The organism is Bacillus salipaludis, assembly GCF_030938565.1.
In the GTDB taxonomy this organism is placed as follows: domain Bacteria; phylum Bacillota; class Bacilli; order Bacillales; family Cytobacillaceae; genus Neobacillus; species Neobacillus salipaludis_A.
In genome coordinates this window covers 3,923,498-3,939,052 of sequence record NZ_JAVGVR010000001.1, presented here as the reverse complement: position 1 = coordinate 3,939,052, position 15,555 = coordinate 3,923,498, and the positions used below count along the sequence as shown (strand labels likewise).

At 40.8% G+C, this 15,555-nt stretch carries 17 protein-coding genes; 14 read left to right on the top strand and 3 right to left on the bottom strand.

Features of this window, described 5'->3' with window-relative positions; genetic code table 11:
• Window positions 1–4 precede the first annotated feature (4 nt).
• From RCG21_RS19585 to RCG21_RS19520, 14 genes are all read left to right on the top strand, one after another.
• Entirely contained in the window at window positions 5–304 is a 300-nt protein-coding gene (locus tag RCG21_RS19585) for a EutN/CcmL family microcompartment protein (RefSeq protein WP_133335223.1), read from the top strand.
• A gap of 2 nt (window positions 305–306) precedes the next feature.
• Window positions 307–1,725, top strand: a complete 1,419-nt coding sequence (locus RCG21_RS19580) for an aldehyde dehydrogenase family protein (protein ID WP_372512718.1) — start codon at window positions 307–309, stop codon at window positions 1,723–1,725.
• A 98-nt stretch (window positions 1,726–1,823) separates the two neighbouring features.
• Window positions 1,824–2,102: a BMC domain-containing protein gene (locus tag RCG21_RS19575; RefSeq protein WP_026576337.1), complete on the top strand. Its 279-nt coding sequence runs from the start codon at window positions 1,824–1,826 to the stop codon at window positions 2,100–2,102.
• A gap of 11 nt (window positions 2,103–2,113) precedes the next feature.
• A complete protein-coding gene (gene tpiA / locus RCG21_RS19570; protein WP_308913656.1) occupies window positions 2,114–2,941 on the top strand; it encodes a triose-phosphate isomerase in 828 nt (275 codons plus the stop codon).
• Window positions 2,938–3,393, top strand: a complete 456-nt coding sequence (gene rpiB, locus RCG21_RS19565; RefSeq protein WP_133335229.1) for a ribose 5-phosphate isomerase B — start codon at window positions 2,938–2,940, stop codon at window positions 3,391–3,393. The genes tpiA and rpiB overlap by 4 nt, the downstream gene beginning before the upstream one ends.
• Before the next feature lie 15 nt (window positions 3,394–3,408).
• On the top strand, window positions 3,409–3,693 hold the full coding sequence (locus RCG21_RS19560; protein ID WP_133335231.1) for a EutN/CcmL family microcompartment protein: 285 nt from the start codon (window positions 3,409–3,411) through the stop codon (window positions 3,691–3,693).
• A 3-nt stretch (window positions 3,694–3,696) separates the two neighbouring features.
• Window positions 3,697–3,972, top strand: a complete 276-nt coding sequence (locus RCG21_RS19555; RefSeq protein WP_026576341.1) for a BMC domain-containing protein — start codon at window positions 3,697–3,699, stop codon at window positions 3,970–3,972.
• Window positions 3,972–4,235: a EutN/CcmL family microcompartment protein gene (locus RCG21_RS19550; RefSeq protein WP_308913655.1), complete on the top strand. Its 264-nt coding sequence runs from the start codon at window positions 3,972–3,974 to the stop codon at window positions 4,233–4,235. Before RCG21_RS19555 ends, RCG21_RS19550 begins: the two co-directional genes overlap by 1 nt.
• 174 nt (window positions 4,236–4,409) lie before the next feature.
• Window positions 4,410–5,057, top strand: coding sequence for a deoxyribose-phosphate aldolase (deoC, locus tag RCG21_RS19545; RefSeq protein ID WP_133335583.1), 648 nt, complete (start codon window positions 4,410–4,412; stop codon window positions 5,055–5,057).
• 96 nt (window positions 5,058–5,153) lie between these two features.
• The gene (locus tag RCG21_RS19540; protein ID WP_133335237.1) at window positions 5,154–5,354 is read left to right on the top strand and encodes a helix-turn-helix domain-containing protein; all 201 of its coding nucleotides are present in this window, start codon (window positions 5,154–5,156) and stop codon (window positions 5,352–5,354) included.
• 150 nt (window positions 5,355–5,504) lie between these two features.
• Window positions 5,505–6,815 carry an FAD-dependent oxidoreductase gene (locus RCG21_RS19535; protein WP_133335239.1) on the top strand — a complete coding sequence of 437 codons (1,311 nt, stop codon included), beginning with the start codon at window positions 5,505–5,507 and terminating at the stop codon, window positions 6,813–6,815.
• Window positions 6,816–7,331: 516 nt separating this feature from the next.
• Window positions 7,332–8,456 (top strand): glutamate 5-kinase, encoded by a 1,125-nt coding sequence (gene proB / locus RCG21_RS19530; RefSeq protein WP_133335241.1) that lies wholly within the window; start codon window positions 7,332–7,334, stop codon window positions 8,454–8,456.
• Complete coding sequence (locus RCG21_RS19525; protein ID WP_308913654.1) at window positions 8,453–9,694, top strand: glutamate-5-semialdehyde dehydrogenase; 1,242 nt, start codon at window positions 8,453–8,455, stop codon at window positions 9,692–9,694. Before proB ends, RCG21_RS19525 begins: the two co-directional genes overlap by 4 nt.
• Window positions 9,695–9,912: 218 nt before the next feature.
• Window positions 9,913–12,192: a helicase C-terminal domain-containing protein gene (locus RCG21_RS19520; protein WP_308913653.1), complete on the top strand. Its 2,280-nt coding sequence runs from the start codon at window positions 9,913–9,915 to the stop codon at window positions 12,190–12,192.
• Between the two features lie 36 nt (window positions 12,193–12,228).
• Here the strand turns inward: RCG21_RS19520 and RCG21_RS19515 are convergent, their stop codons facing one another.
• From RCG21_RS19515 to RCG21_RS19505, 3 genes are all read right to left on the bottom strand, one after another.
• Complete coding sequence (locus RCG21_RS19515; protein ID WP_133335247.1) at window positions 12,229–13,455, bottom strand: MFS transporter; 1,227 nt, start codon at window positions 13,453–13,455, stop codon at window positions 12,229–12,231.
• Window positions 13,456–13,472: 17 nt separating this feature from the next.
• Window positions 13,473–14,354 carry a LysR family transcriptional regulator gene (locus RCG21_RS19510; RefSeq protein ID WP_133335249.1) on the bottom strand — a complete coding sequence of 294 codons (882 nt, stop codon included), beginning with the start codon at window positions 14,352–14,354 and terminating at the stop codon, window positions 13,473–13,475.
• A gap of 226 nt (window positions 14,355–14,580) precedes the next feature.
• Window positions 14,581–15,426 carry a class I SAM-dependent methyltransferase gene (locus RCG21_RS19505; protein WP_308913652.1) on the bottom strand — a complete coding sequence of 282 codons (846 nt, stop codon included), beginning with the start codon at window positions 15,424–15,426 and terminating at the stop codon, window positions 14,581–14,583.
• Between the last annotated feature and the right edge of the window lie 129 nt (window positions 15,427–15,555).

Here is a 15,555-nt window from a genome sequence, read left to right as displayed (position 1 = left end):
GCTTGTGATCATTGGAAAAGTGGTTGGATCGATTGTATCCACCACAAAAGCAGAGAAATTAGTCGGGAAAAAGCTTCTGATTGTTACACCGCTGGATATGAAAACGATGAAAGAGGACGGTAAAGCGCTTGTTGCGATTGATACAGTCGGTTCTGGAGAAGGTGAGGTTGTGTTAGTTGTCAGCGGCAGCTCCGCTAGGCAGACAGAAATCACCAATGGAGTCCCTGTTGATGCGGCAATTGTTGGGATTGTCGATCAAATTGAAATCGAAGGGGCGTTAACTTTCCTTAAAGGAGGTTCATAGGTTTGCAGATTACCGAATCCGATATTAAAAAAATGGTAGAGCAGGTACTGCAGCAGTTAGGTACGCAAACAGTTCCACCAGAATCCGTAGATGAAGTCAGTCTCAGACATGGTGTGTTCACAACCGTTGATGAAGCGGCAGCTGCTGCAAAAACGGCATGGGAAAAGCTGAGGAAGCTCCCTATTGCTACAAGAAGAAGGATGATTGAAAAAATGCGCGAGGTCAGCCGTGAACATGCGGAAGACTTAGCAAAACTTGCAGTTGAAGAAACAGGCTTAGGAAGAGTAGAAGATAAAATTGCTAAAATCCTACTGGCCACGAATAAAACACCCGGGGTTGAGGATTTAGTCAGTACATCTTTTTCCGGAGATAATGGCCTGACCGTTGTGGAATATGCACCAATTGGTGTCTTTGGCTCGATTACACCGTCAACAAATCCAGCTGCAACAGTCATCAACAATTCAATTTCATTGCTCGCAGCGGGCAATACAGTGGCTTACAATCCACACCCAAGTGCAAAACGTGTTTCGATTAAAACCATACAGTTGCTAAATCAGGCGATTGTGGCTGCTGGTGGACCGGAAAATACCTTGACGTCTGTAGCAAGCCCTAATCTTGAAACGTCAACACAAGTAATGAACCATCCACTTGTGAATGCACTAGTGGTGACAGGCGGCGGTCCTGTCGTCAAAGCGGCGATGGCCGTCGGGAAAAAGGTCATTGCTGCCGGTCCCGGAAATCCTCCTGTTGTTGTTGATGAAACTGCAGTTATATCAAAGGCTGCTGCCGACATTGTGAAGGGTGCAAGCTTTGATAACAATATTTTATGTACGGCAGAAAAAGAGGTATTTGTTGTAGATAAGGCCGCCAATACCCTCAAAGCGGAAATGGTGAAGAATGGTGCAGTTGAAATTAAGGGTTATCAGCTTGAAAAAGTTTTGGAAAAAGTCTTGGTTAAGAAAAATGATAAGTTCTATCCAAACAGAGATTTTATTGGAAAGGATGCCACTGTCATCTTACAAGCTGCAGGTATCCAAGCAAATCCAAATGTAAGATTAATTATTGCTGAAACCACAAAGGACCACCCGCTTGTAATGACTGAGATGCTGATGCCGATTCTGCCGATTGTTCGGGTTCCTGATGTTGATAAAGCGATTGAGCTTGCTGTTATAGCGGAAAAGGGAAATCGCCACACGGCGATTATGCATTCACAAAACATTACAAATCTAACAAAAATGGCGCAGGAAATCCAGGCGACAATTTTCGTGAAAAACGGTCCATCTGTAGCAGGGTTAGGTTTTGAAAGTGAAGGCTTTACAACCTTAACTATTGCCGGACCAACAGGTGAGGGATTAACCTCTGCTCGAACTTTTACCCGTCAGCGCCGCTGCGTTTTAGTAGATGGATTAAGAATTATATAAAGTGGTGAAGTAGATTGCCAGAATTACAAGAAGTAGGTCAGAAGGAAACAAATAAAAAGAAAAATACACTATCAAAGGTCCAAATAGGAGGAATAAACATGAGTCAAGAAGCATTGGGAATGATTGAAACAAAAGGATTAATCGGTGCAATTGAAGCAGCAGATGCGATGGTGAAGGCCGCAAACGTTACGTTAGTTGGCAGAGAGTTTGTCGGTGCTGGTCTTGTGACGGTTATGGTTCGCGGGGATGTGGGTGCTGTAAAGGCGGCAACTGAGGCTGGTGCTGAAGCTGCGCAGCGTGTTGGAACATTACTTTCTGTACACGTGATTCCACGTCCAAACAGCGAGGTTGACGGAATTTTACCGAAAGCAGAATAAGGTGAATTCAAATGGAACCGTCCATTGAAAACTATATTAAAAATCTTGTCAGAGATGCGATTTTACATCTGCAGTTTCGAAACGAACGGCAAACCTATGTGGTTGCCAATTGGAAAATGAACAAAACGATCGCAGAAGCAACTGAATTTTTTCAAAAATTGAAAGGCAGGCAGGATGTAAAGGTTGTCGTTTGTCCACCGGCACCGATGTTATATCCCGTACAGCTCATGATCAAGCAGATTAAGAAGCCGATTGGTTTAGGTGGACAAAATGTCCATTGGGAAGAAAAAGGTGCTTATACGGGTGAGATTTCTACAGGAATGTTGAAGGATGTTGGCTGCGAATATGCTATCATCGGTCATTCTGAAAGAAGACAGTACTTTTTAGAAGATGATGCAACAATTAACCGAAAAGTGAAAAAAGCCATAAAGGCTGGTATCATACCCATTCTTTGTGTGGGTGAAACATTGGAGGAAAAAAATCTTCTCCAAACGGAACAGGTGTTGTCCAGACAGCTTTTCGGAGCATTAAAGGGTATTGATATGAGTCAGTTAATTATTGCATACGAGCCAGTTTGGGCGATTGGTACAGGACAATCGGCAACAGCGGACCTGGCTGAGCAAACACACGCCTACATCCGTTCCGTGTTAAAGCAGTTGGTCGGGCATCGTGCCGAAACTATTTCGATTCTGTATGGAGGGTCTGTAAATGGTGAAAATGCAGCTGACTTCAGGAGCATGCCCAATATTGATGGCGTACTTGTTGGCGGTGCCAGCTTGAATGCATCATCTTTTGATGAAATCATTGATGTATTTGCCAAAGGAGTACCTAACATATGAAAAAAGTTGCAATTGGCTGTGATCATGGTGGATACGAACTTAAGGAATCCTTAAAAAAATATTTAACCGAATTAGGCTATGAATATCTCGATTTTGGCTGCCATGCAAAGGAATCAGTTGATTATCCGGATATTGCCTTTTTAGTCGGAGAAACCGTTGCCACAAACACTGATTATGTCGGTATCATGATTGATGGTGTCGGGATTGGCAGCGGTATGGTGTTAAACAAAATTCCAGGTATCCGCGCAGGAGTTTGCTGGGACCTATCCTCTGTGATAAACAGCCGCGAGCATAATAATGCAAATGTCCTTTCGATTGGGGGGCAGTTTATCGGTGAGGGCTTGGCTAAGCAATTAGTGAAGGCATGGCTGGAAACAGATTTTGTCGGCGGCCGCCACGATCGCCGTGTAACGAAAATTATGGAGATTGAGAGTCGTTTCTTACATCGCTAGAAAGCGGGTTTTAATATGTTTGTAGCCAAAGTGATCGGGAATATGATCTGCACACATAAAAATGATAATTTAAGAGGTTTAAAGCTGATGGTAGTTCAACCAGTTGACGACCAATTAGAGGATAAAGGAAAACCACTTGTGGCTATTGATACGATTGGACAGTCCGGTGTGGGGGACCTTGTTTACCTAGCTAAAAGTAAAGAGTCATCCATTCCGCTTGGCAAAGATTTAGTCCCTTCTGATGCAGGAATTATGGGAAATATTGAGTATTACAATGTGGAAAAGAGAACGGAGGAATAATAGATGAGCAATGCTTTAGGAATGATTGAAACAAAAGGTTTAGTAGGTGCAATTGAAGCTGCAGACGCGATGATGAAAGCGGCAAATGTTTCTTTATTAGGAAAAGTTCAAGTTGGCGGCGGTTTGGTAACGGTTATGGTTCGCGGTGATGTTGGTGCGGTTAAAGCAGCAACCGAAGCGGGTGCAGAAGCAGCACAGCGCGTAGGCGAATTTTTATCCGTGCACGTGATCCCACGACCACATTCTGATATTGAAAAAATCCTTCCAGCAGCTAAATAATGAAGCTGGCAAAAGTCGTTGGAAATGTCGTATCAACGATTAAAACGTCTAGTCATCAAAACAAGAAGCTCATGGTTGTCATTCCTGTGGATGCGACTGGAAAAGAGTGCGGTGATGCAATGATTGCCATTGATCATTTTCATGCCGGGGTTGGCGATTATGTTCTTGTTATTGAAGAAGGCGGTTCGGCACGGGAGATTTTAGGTGATCCAGAGGGAGCATTTGATGCCGTGATTGCCGGAATCGTTGACCGATTACATTAATGTGGGGTGAACACGATGCAAATTGAAGCATTGGTTGAACAAATTACCAATCAAATTTTACAACAACTAACCAATAAACAAGAATTAAATGAGGCGAAACCGACTCTTTCTGGAAATGTGAGTTATAAGGAAGGCCCTTCTTCAAATATTATCACAGGTCCAGCTGTTGCCCGTATGATCGACCACACTTTATTAAAGCCTGAAAGCACTAAGGAGCAGATTATTAAGCTCTGTGAAGAAGCAAAAGAGCATCATTTTGCTACGGTATGTGTCAATCCCTATTGGGTTTCAACTGCTGCTGCTGAATTGAAAGGATCTGGTGTGGGAGTCACAACAGTTGTCGGTTTCCCACTCGGCGCGACAAGTACGTTTGTTAAAATTGCCGAAACCCGTGATGCAATAGCAAATGGAGCAACGGAAATCGACATGGTCATCAATATTGGTGCACTTAAATCAGGTGATTTTGATGCGGTGAAAAAGGATATTGAAGGTGTTGTTCAAGCCGCTAAAGGCCATGCTCCTGTAAAAGTAATTATTGAAACTGGCCTTCTTGAAACAGAAGAGAAGAAAAAAGCTTGTCTTCTTGCAAAAATGGCGGGGGCAGACTTTGTTAAAACTTCTACAGGCTTCGGGCCTGGTTGTGCAACAGCTGAAGATATTAAGCTGATGCGCGAAACAGTGGGCCCGGAAATGGGTGTGAAGGCTTCCGCATGTGTAAGGGATTTAGATACGGCGAGAAAGCTGATCCAGGCTGGCGCAACAAGAATTGGTGCTAGCTCTAGTATTGCAATTATTACGGGTGGTAAAGGTACTGGGTATTAATATTGAATGAGTTTCTCCTAAACTGGGTTTAGGAGGAGCTCTAATCCTATTTTTGTAGAATTGTAATCGCTTACATATCTTAAGGAGATGAAGTGAATGAACCCTATTGGCCAGCAGCTACGGAAAATAAGAGTAAATCGTGAGATGGAAAGGGAAAAGCTTGCTTTACTGGCAGGAATTAGCGTTGAAACAATTGCTGCGATTGAAGAAGGGGAAATGGATGTTCAAGTTTCAGCCTTATATAAGCTATCGGACGCGTTAAATTGTACATTTGCGATCGGGGATGTGTCGATTTAATCGGTTGATGTGGGCTCTTGGTTTAGACCAAGGGCTTTTTTTATATTGGCAAATAAATAGGTTAAAGTGGAAAATAAATTTATATTTTACAACTTTTTCAGACCACTAGTTTAAAATAAACAAGTATAATATCCTCATCGGAGGTTCTATATGAATAAAAACAATTTTACAAAAACAGCCATTATTATCGGTGGAGGAATGGCGGGTAAACTCATTGCCGCAGCCATTTCCCCTTATTTTAGCAAGGTACATATATTTGAAAAGGATAATAAACCACTCCAGGAAAAAGAGATTCGTCCTGGTGTCTCTCAAGCGAATCACATCCATGCATTGCTCCATGCAGGTGACCAAGCACTAGAGACATTGTTTCCAGGATTCAAAGAGGATATGGTGGCACTGGGCTCGGTTAAAATTGATTCCATCAATGACCTAGCATGGTTTCATCATGGTGTTTGGAAGCAGCGCTATAGCACTGAATTAACGACACTTCTTCAGACAAGACCATTGTTAGAGACATATGTAGAAAAAAGAGTAAAACAACTTAAAAATATTACCTATACATACGGTGTTAAAGTAGAAAACTATTTGATACAAAACCAACGGGTTTGCGGAGTTTGTATAAAACAAGAACCGTTCACTGCCGACCTTGTCATTGATACAAGTGGTGCAAGTTCGTTATCAAAATTATGCATAGAAAAACAGGGTAAGAACGTACCAGAGGAAAAGGTAGAAATCGGTCTCTGCTATGCCACGAGATTATATGAATTGCCGCAACGCGATCGAGATTTCAAAATAAAACTCATTTATCCCAATCCTCCTGAACAAATGTTGGGGGGGACACTTTCTATGATTGAGAATCAAAAATATATTGTTACCCTAATAGGATATTTGAATTCTATTGATCCCGCAGAAATAAGAACTGAAGAAGGCTTTTCGCAATATGCAAAAAAATTACCTTTACCAGATTTTGCACAAGAATTAGAAGGCGGGAAATCCTTAACTGAAACAAAAATCTATCAAATTCCTCACATTGTCTGGAGACGCTTTGACCAAATACAACTACCGGAAGGACTGCTAGTTGCCGGTGATTCATTTTGCCGGGTTGACCCGGTATTTGGCCAGGGGATGAGTGTCGCTGCATTGGAAGCACTTGCAATCAGGGAGTTTTTCGCTTCAACTCCACCACATATGAACCTAAATAAATTGCAGAAGAAATTAGCAAAAATTGTTGCCCCAGTCTGGTCCATGGTTCTTTGCGAAGATTTCCGATACGAAGCAGTCAAAGGAAAAAGACCTTTTGGATTGAAGTTTCAGCAGTGGTATGTAAAACAAATCTTTCTACTTTCCGCAAAAAACAGAAAAATTTACGATGAATTTATTAAGGTAATGAACTTAGTTAGTCCACCAACCATCCTTTTTAAGCCCTACATCCTCAAGGAAGTTTTTAAAAGAAAAGGATAAATTGAAATTTCCGAAAAATATCTTGACAAAATACGGTTTCATTTGGATAATATCTAGTAAATCTTGAAATCGGAAAAGTATGGGACTAGTAAATCTTTGGAACGTGTTAGAGAGTGAAACCCGCTGGCTGAAAGGTTTCTCACGGAAAGAGGATCGAACCTGCCCTAGTAGGCTGCTTATGCAAACATAAGCCGTTTCCCTCGTTACGGGGTTAAAGTTGGGTGCATGGCACCAATAAAGGTGGTACCGCGGAAACGATTCTTCCGTCCTTTTCTAAGGGCAGAAGAATCGTTTTTTTATTTTAGGCTGTGTTAAAGGACAATGTTGATTTTGAACAGCGTTGATTGGAGCGGAAGGCACGAAGACTCCAGTGGGAGTACGGGACAGGGGAGACCCCGCAGGAGCGTAGCGACGAGGAGGCTCCCCGAACCGCCCACGGAAAGCGAAGTGCCTGTAGCGGAGATCAACAACTAAGTTTAACAGAGCCTTATTTTAAAAAGGAAAGGTCGAACAGATATGAAAAAACAACTCGTTGTTGTGAAAATTGGGAGCAGTTCGCTTACAGATGCGTCCGGAGCCATTTCTAAAGAAAAAATGTCCGATCATGTCCAAGCACTGGCCTTTTTAAAAAAACAAGGCCATGACGTGATTCTGATTTCATCCGGTGCAGTTGCAGCAGGATTTTCATCGCTCGGATATCCCGTCCGCCCGAAAAATACAGCTGGAAAACAGGCTTCTGCCGCTGTCGGTCAAGGGTTATTAATGCAGCATTATCATTTACTGTTTCAAGAGTTTCAGATAACACCCGCACAAATTCTTATTACCCGTGAAGATTTTTACAGCCAAGAACGTTTCCATAATCTTTTTTCAACCATACATGAATTACTGCAAAGAGGAGCAGTTCCAATTATCAATGAGAACGATTCAGTTTCCATTGAGGAATTAACCTTTGGAGACAATGACATGTTGTCAGCACTGGTCAGTGGATTTTTACATGCAAATGCTTTAATGATCTTAACCGATGTGGATGGGCTTTACGATGGCAATCCGAAACAATCTAAGGATGCAAAAAAATACCATTTCATTGCCGAAGTCTCCGCTGAACTGCTTGGGGTAGCAGGAGACTCTGGATCATCGGTTGGAACCGGCGGAATGAAATCTAAGCTGCTCGCTGCGAAAAAAGCTTTATCGCTCGGGGTCAGTGTCTTTGTCGGCACTGGCAAAGGCAAAGAGAAACTTGTAGATATTTTAGCAGGTAAAGGCGATGGAACCTATATTGGAGGCCGGTTCCATACACAAATGCAAATGCGAAAACAATGGATTGCCTATCATTCTCAAGTCAAAGGTACTATTGAAATCGATGAAGGAGCGGAAAAAGCAATTCTATTGCATGGGAAAAGCCTTCTGCCGGTAGGAGTAACAAAGGTCGTCGGGGAATTTAACCCCTTTGACGTTGTCATTGTTCGAAACCCTAAAGGTCAAATCGTTGGCAAAGGACAAATCTATTATTCTTCAGAAGTTTTACAAAAAGTAAAAGGCTTATCAGGAGATTATTCCAAAAGTTTTTCCATTAATAAGCGGGCAGAAGTCATCCATCGCGATAATTGGGTGGCGATTATAAAGGAGGAAATAGAACGATGAATGAACTAATCGAAAAAGCAATCAAACTTAAAAACGCTGCGAAAACCTTAGGAGGATTGTCGACTGAAGATAAAAACGATGCCTTGGCAAGAATGGCTGACTTTTTAACAAACGAAAAAGAGTTCATTTTGGCAGAAAACTCGAAGGATATAGAGAACGGTCGTAAAAATGGATTAACTGAATCCTTATTAGATCGTTTGCTTTTAACTGAAGAACGAATCGATGGAATTGTTGGAGGAATTCATCAGTTGCTAGACTTAGAGGATCCGATTGGGGAAACGATTGAATCATGGGATCGTCCGAACGGCTTACAGATTCAAACCGTTCGGGTACCCCTAGGTGTCGTGGGAATGGTATATGAAGCAAGACCGAATGTTACGGTAGATGCTGGAAGTCTTTGTTTAAAGGCTGGAAATGCTGTTTTATTAAGGGGAAGCTCTTCGGCACTTTATTCTAATAAGGCTTTGGTTAATATCATGCAAAAGGCCCTTGACGGTTCAAAAATTCCGGCAGATGCGGTTCAATTATTAGAGGATACTAGCCGGGAAACGGCTGCGCAAATGTTTAAGTTAAATCAATACTTGGATGTTCTTATACCACGAGGTGGAGCTGGGTTAATTCAATCGGTCATTCAAAATGCTACTGTGCCAGTGCTTGAAACGGGAGTAGGCAATTGTCATGTGTTTGTGGATGAAACTGCCCAGAAAAACATGGCGATTGAGATTGCAGTAAATGCGAAACTGCACCGCCCTTCTGTTTGTAATGCGGCGGAGTCGTTGGTAATTCACGAAAAATGGCCTTATATTTCTGAACTTTTGAACGTACTACATGAAAAGGGTGTTGAGTTAAGAGGCGAGGGGCGGTTATCTGGGGAATATCCGTTTGTTATGGGTGCTTCCGAAGAGGACTGGGGCACAGAATTTTTAGCACCTGTATTATCTGTAAAATTGGTCAAAGATGTGCAGGAAGCTATTGACCATATTGATCAATATGGAACGAAGCACTCGGAAGCGATCATCAGTGAAAACACTGAAAATGTTGGATTATTTTTCAAGCAAGTGGATGCAGCTGTTTTGTACCATAATGCTTCGACTCGTTTTACAGACGGGGAACAGTTTGGCTATGGCGCGGAAATTGGGATTAGCACACAAAAACTGCATGCACGCGGACCGATGGGATTGAAGGCGATTACGACAACCAAAGCATTGGTGCTTGGAACGGGACAGATTCGGGTGTGAATTTTTCGATTCGCAAATAAACTTGAGTGATTCGCAAATAAATAGCCCAGTTTCGCAAATAAAGTAGTTTGATTCGCAAATAATCCGCTCCAATTCGATAATAGAGTGTAATTTCACCCAAAATCCAATTCCCAGCATACCTGCAACTAGTTGAAACTAACAAAATTTGCTATAATCAATACAAACATACATTCCCTAATCAGTAAGCTGGTGATTTTTTGTCGTATGAAGTTCAAATTTCAGTGCGTTCCTTAGTCGAATACGTTTTTAGCAGCGGCAGTATCGATAACCGTTTCCGTTCCCAATCCACGCTTCTGGATGGAACACGAGCTCATCAAAAAATCCAGAAAACCTATCAAGAGGGAGATCAAAAGGAAGTATACCTGAGTGTGGAAATTCCTTTTGATCACCATATTTTTAAAATTGATGGCAGATGTGATGGACTATTGATCCGCGATGATGAAGTCATTATTGATGAAATCAAGTCTTCCAAACAGCCTTTACAACAAATCGAGGGAGACGGCTATCCTGTCCACTGGGCGCAGGCGAAAATGTATGCCTATATCTATGCAAAAGATCATGGCTTAGGGGAAATATCCGTCCAATTAACCTACGTTCATGTTGAAACAGAAGAGAAAAGATATTTTCAAAAGAAGTATACCCTCTCTGATCTCGAAACATTTGTTCGGGAAGTTATAAAAGGCTATGCTCCTTATGCAAAATTCGAGCATGACCATGTAAACAAACGGAATCAAACCAGCAAAGAGATGCCCTTCCCATATGAGACCTATCGGGAAGGGCAGCGAAAATTGGCCGGGGCAGTTTATAAAACGATATCAGAGGGAAAAACGATATTCGTGAATGCCCCCACAGGGATTGGCAAAACCATATCCACTCTTTTCCCAGCCGTAAAGGCAATGGGCGAAGGTCATCTATCAAAAGTCTTTTATCTTACTGCTAAAACAACAACCAAAACAACCGCAGAAGAAGCTCTAGAGCGCATGCGAACGTGCGGAGCTTGTCTCAATTCAGTCACCATTACCGCAAAAGACAAAGTGTGTTTTAAGGATGAAACCAATTGTCAGAAGGAGTATTGCGAATTCGCTAATGGTTATTATGACCGGATCAATGATGCTGTCCTCGATATCCTTACAAATGAACAAGGTCTGAACCGAGAAGTCATTGAATCCTATGCTCGAAAGCATACTGTTTGTCCCTTCGAATTTTCAATTGACCTTTCCTATGCCGTCGATGTGGTGATATGCGATTATAATTACATTTTTGATCCAAGAGTCTCACTTAAACGGCTATATGAAGATCAAAAAAAATCAACAGCACTTTTAATTGATGAGGCACATAATCTAGTGGACCGAGGCCGAGAAATGTTCTCTGCCGCAATCAATAAAGAGGCTTTTCTACTGCTCAAAAAAGAATTCAAAGGATTCGATCAATCCATCTATGAAGCAGCTTCAAAAATAAATTCCGCATTTATTTCGATAAAAAAAGAACATACAGATCAAAACGAGTTTGTTTTGAAGGAACTGGATCCACATCTTTTTGAACAGCTTTCTATTTTTGAAAAAGCTGCTGAGCAGGCTCTTTTACGTTCTGTAGCCAGCCAAACTCTTTTGGAAGCTTATTTTAAGGTTCTGAATTTCTTAAAAATCGTAGACCTCATCGATGAACATTATGTGATTTATGGCGAAAAAAATAGAAATGATCTGACCGTAAAATTATTTTGTATTGATCCATCTAAGCTTCTAAACCAAATGGGAAAAGGATTCCGCTCCAAAATATTCTTTTCTGCAACACTTTCACCGATGGCCTATTACCAAGATATTCTCAGCGGCGCGGAGGGGGATTATAGTCTATTACTTCCATCTCCATTTTCAGCGGAACAGGTCGATGTCTTCATTAAACCGTTGTCGACAAGGTATCGTGACCGTGATCGAACGAATGAGGCGATTGTTTCGATGCTACAATCCTTAATCAAAAAACGCCCAGGGAACTATCTGATTTTTTTTCCATCCTATCAATATATGCTTGCTGTATATGAACGGTTTAAAGATATCAATGAGGAGACAAAAACTCTGCTACAAGAAACAGGGATGTCAGAAGTGGAAAGAGAAGCATTTTTAAAGTCATTCCAACCCCATCAACTGGAAACTTTGATTGGCTTTGCTGTTCTTGGAGGAGTTTTTTCTGAAGGTGTCGATTTAATAGGGGACCGTTTAAATGGTGTAGTGGTTGTTGGTGTAGGGCTGCCGCAGCTTTGTTTCGAGCGAAACCTGATGAAGGAGCACTTTTCTAAGAATGAGAAAAACGGTTATGAATATGCTTATGTATTTCCCGGTATGAATAAGGTCCTGCAGGCTGGCGGGAGGTTGATTCGCTCTGAAGAAGACCATGGAACAATTGTTCTTGTCGATGACCGATTTTTACATCGTCAGTATCAAATGCTTTTACCTAAGGAATGGAGACAATTTACGGTTATTTAATTTAAAAAAGCGGGCAAACCAAATTGGTTTTGCCCGTTAAATGCTTTTTATCAATTGTTTATGAGTAGAAACCGGTGATTTCTTTTTTGAAATATTTCCTAAACGAACCGATACCAGAATGGAAATAATTGCAAGACTGCCAATCATCAAGACAACCCCCATCCAGCCGAAATCACTGTAGAAGATCCCGCTTACGGTTCCACCAATACTTGATCCTGCATAGTAGAAAAATAAATATAAGGAAGCAGCCTGTGCTTTATCGTGAGTTGCCGTCTTGCCAAGCCAGCCGCTTGCTATCGAATGAGCAGCAAAAAAGCCGTAAGTAAAAATAGCGATACCTAAAATTTTCACCCATAAATTGGAGTTTAATGTGATGAAAACCCCAACTAATAAAATCAACAAGGATAACTGTAAAATTTTCCTTTTTCCATGCTGGTCCGCAAGCATTCCCATCCATGTTGAACTAAAGGTTCCGACAATATACACGATAAAAATAAATCCAACCAAGGTTTGACTTAAAGAATACGGCGGTTTGATTAACTGAAATCCGATATAGTTGTATAATGAAACAAAACTTCCCATCAATAAAAAGCCAATTAGAAATAAGTAAAGCAGTCCAGGTTCCTTAAATTGGCTAAACAAGGAGCGAACAAGTGGTTTCATCGCAAACCTTTGTGGCTGAAAATGGGTTGATTGCGGTAAGGTAAATATAAATACAACACTTGCTAATAAACTAATGATTCCAATCCCAATTAACGCCACATGCCAGTTAAAATAATCAGTTAAAATCCCGCTGATGATCCGGCCGGACATGCCGCCAATTGAGTTCCCGCTGATGTATAACCCCATCGCCATGCCTAAGCTTTTCGGTTCGATTTCCTCTCCTAAATAAGCCATCGCCACAGCAGGCAAACCAGCAAGTGAAATTCCTTGAAGGATTCTGCCCAAGAGTAATAGATGAAAATTTGGCGTAAAGGCCGTTAAAAGCGCAAGAATCGATGATAAAACTAAAGAAATTGTCATAACCGATTTGCGCCCAAAAACTTCCGATAATGAACCGGCAATTAAAAGACTAATCGACAACGCAATGGTTGTAGATGAAAGACTTAAACTAGACATGGCCGGTGAAACATGGAATTCCTTTGAGATATCCGGCAGCAGAGGCTGTGTACCCCAAAGGATAGCAAACGTACTAAAACCACCGGCAAATAAAGCTAAATTAACCATTTTAAATGTTCGTGTCCCACGCTGAATATAGCTCATTTTTAATGGATACTCCTTTATTTGGTTTTAAATAAACGTTGTACAAACGGAATAAAACGTTCGACAACAGGGGATTTGTAACAATCTTTTAAATATGCAATTCCTATTTCCCTCTTGCATATAGGGTTATTTACGCGGATAAGTCTGATTTTGCTTTTATCCAATACCTGTAAATCAGGCACTAGAGAAACACCTAATTTTGCACCAACCAATCCGGAAACCGTGCCCACATCCTCTCCTTCAAACACTACATTGGGTGTAAACCCTGCTTTGTGGCATAAATGATGAATAATGGCTTGTAATTCATAGCCATCTTTAAAGGAGATGATCGGTTCGTTTTCAATTATTTTTAAATCTACTTCCTTATGGTCAGCCAACCAGTGATCATTTGAAACAATCAGGAACAAATCCTCGGTTAAAAGCGGCTCGTAAATGAGTTCTTTATCATCGTGTAACTGCATAATGAGCGCGAGGTCCACTTTTCTCGATTTTACTTGATTAATAATTTGCTGATTGGATGCTTGATGTAATTGAAATTTAACATGAGCAAATTCACTTTGATAAGAACTTAATATTTTCGGTATCACACTCGTGCCAAGTGAAGGTAAGAAGGACAATGCAATCGATCCGTAGTCAGGGTGGATTTCATCCCAAATTTCTTGTTTGCCTATTTCAATTTGCTTAATGGATTGCTCCACGCGATTTAAGAACATGTCTCCATAACGATTTAAATATATATTCCTTCCTTTCCGATCAAAAAGCTGAACACCTAATTCTTCTTCAAGATTAGCAATGGATCGACTAAGTGCCGGTTGGGATATGGATAGTAGTTTTGCCGCCTTTGTAAAATGCTGGACCTTTGCTACGGTTTGAAAATAATTGATTTGATCCCATTCCATTTGAAATCCACATCCGTTTTTTTTATTTACTCCTTTATCATACTCCTATTTTTAGATAACTTCTAATTGTTAATATGCATAATACTTATGCATATAAGTTATGATGAATCATGTTTTATGTTTTGGATTATTTGGGTAATGGTTTGATGAGAGGAACAACGAGGGGATGTGCTGGAAAACAAAAATGGCCTGGAAACCAAGCCAATGTGGAGCTAGTATGAGTGATTTATTCTGCTATGAAGGCATAGACAGACAAAGGCTTAATTATTTTTGACTTAATGGTTTCTTCCAACATCTTTACTTCAGATTGAATAAGATTCCTAATTTTTATCGGCATATGATGGAGCTCATGAAGTTCATCATTTAGATCAGTTAATACTTTATTTACCTCCCATGTCCCATCTTGCAAATCCGGCGAATGGATCGTGGTCTCTTTTAAAATTTTCCAACCCGCGCTTTTGACAATCTCCCTAAAATCTTTAGAAGTAAAGAGTGTTCGAACATTCGAATCACTTTCCATTTTATAAGCTTCATATTGCACCTGGATGAGAATAGAAAGGAGGTGAGGGTACTGTTCCATCTCGGTGATTTGTGTATCCCATTCTGCAAACAAAAGACGTTTTCCCCATTTTTTCACTTTTTTTAGGACTGCAGTTAATTCATCGTGAGATTTTAAGTACCAAGAACAATGTGACAATACAATGTAATCAAAGGAATTCTCAGGAAAATCTACATGAGGAGATAGTAAATCGGTATCAAAATCGATTTTAATTTGTTTTCCTAGTTTTGATTTTTTCAAAAACTCAGCGGAATCTCCTAGGGAAATAGGGCTTCCGTAACTGGGCGAGCCGATATCAATTCCATGCACCATTCCCTTTTCTCCGACAAAATGGGCTAATACAGCTGTTGTGTCTCCTTGCCCACAGCCTACCTCAAGTATCTTTTTCCCTTCTTCAATCTTCCAGTACTTAGCTAATTGAATACGATGTTTCGTCTGGATTCTTTGAATATCTGACATTTCATTATTTGATGCCATGCATCCGACAATTTTCTCTATTACTTCAGTATTCATAAAACACCTCCATGTTCAACTATTCGACAGAGGTATTTTTCTTTCCTTTAAAAAATTTCCCGAGTATTTTCCTGGAAAGCGCAAGAAATGACAATTCAGGTGAAATAAAATACAAAATAGGACAATTTC

Coding starts and splice junctions, on each gene's coding strand:
- RCG21_RS19575 (WP_026576337.1), top strand. CDS start 1,824: ATGAGTCAAGAAGCATTGGGAATGATTGAAACAAAAGGATTAATCGGT.
- tpiA (WP_308913656.1), top strand. CDS start 2,114: ATGGAACCGTCCATTGAAAACTATATTAAAAATCTTGTCAGAGATGCG.
- rpiB (WP_133335229.1), top strand. CDS start 2,938: ATGAAAAAAGTTGCAATTGGCTGTGATCATGGTGGATACGAACTTAAG.
- RCG21_RS19560 (WP_133335231.1), top strand. CDS start 3,409: ATGTTTGTAGCCAAAGTGATCGGGAATATGATCTGCACACATAAAAAT.
- RCG21_RS19555 (WP_026576341.1), top strand. CDS start 3,697: ATGAGCAATGCTTTAGGAATGATTGAAACAAAAGGTTTAGTAGGTGCA.
- RCG21_RS19550 (WP_308913655.1), top strand. CDS start 3,972: ATGAAGCTGGCAAAAGTCGTTGGAAATGTCGTATCAACGATTAAAACG.
- deoC (WP_133335583.1), top strand. CDS start 4,410: ATGATCGACCACACTTTATTAAAGCCTGAAAGCACTAAGGAGCAGATT.
- RCG21_RS19540 (WP_133335237.1), top strand. CDS start 5,154: ATGAACCCTATTGGCCAGCAGCTACGGAAAATAAGAGTAAATCGTGAG.
- RCG21_RS19535 (WP_133335239.1), top strand. CDS start 5,505: ATGAATAAAAACAATTTTACAAAAACAGCCATTATTATCGGTGGAGGA.
- proB (WP_133335241.1), top strand. CDS start 7,332: ATGAAAAAACAACTCGTTGTTGTGAAAATTGGGAGCAGTTCGCTTACA.
- RCG21_RS19525 (WP_308913654.1), top strand. CDS start 8,453: ATGAATGAACTAATCGAAAAAGCAATCAAACTTAAAAACGCTGCGAAA.
- RCG21_RS19515 (WP_133335247.1), bottom strand. CDS start 13,455: ATGAGCTATATTCAGCGTGGGACACGAACATTTAAAATGGTTAATTTA.
- RCG21_RS19510 (WP_133335249.1), bottom strand. CDS start 14,354: ATGGAATGGGATCAAATCAATTATTTTCAAACCGTAGCAAAGGTCCAG.
- RCG21_RS19505 (WP_308913652.1), bottom strand. CDS start 15,426: ATGAATACTGAAGTAATAGAGAAAATTGTCGGATGCATGGCATCAAAT.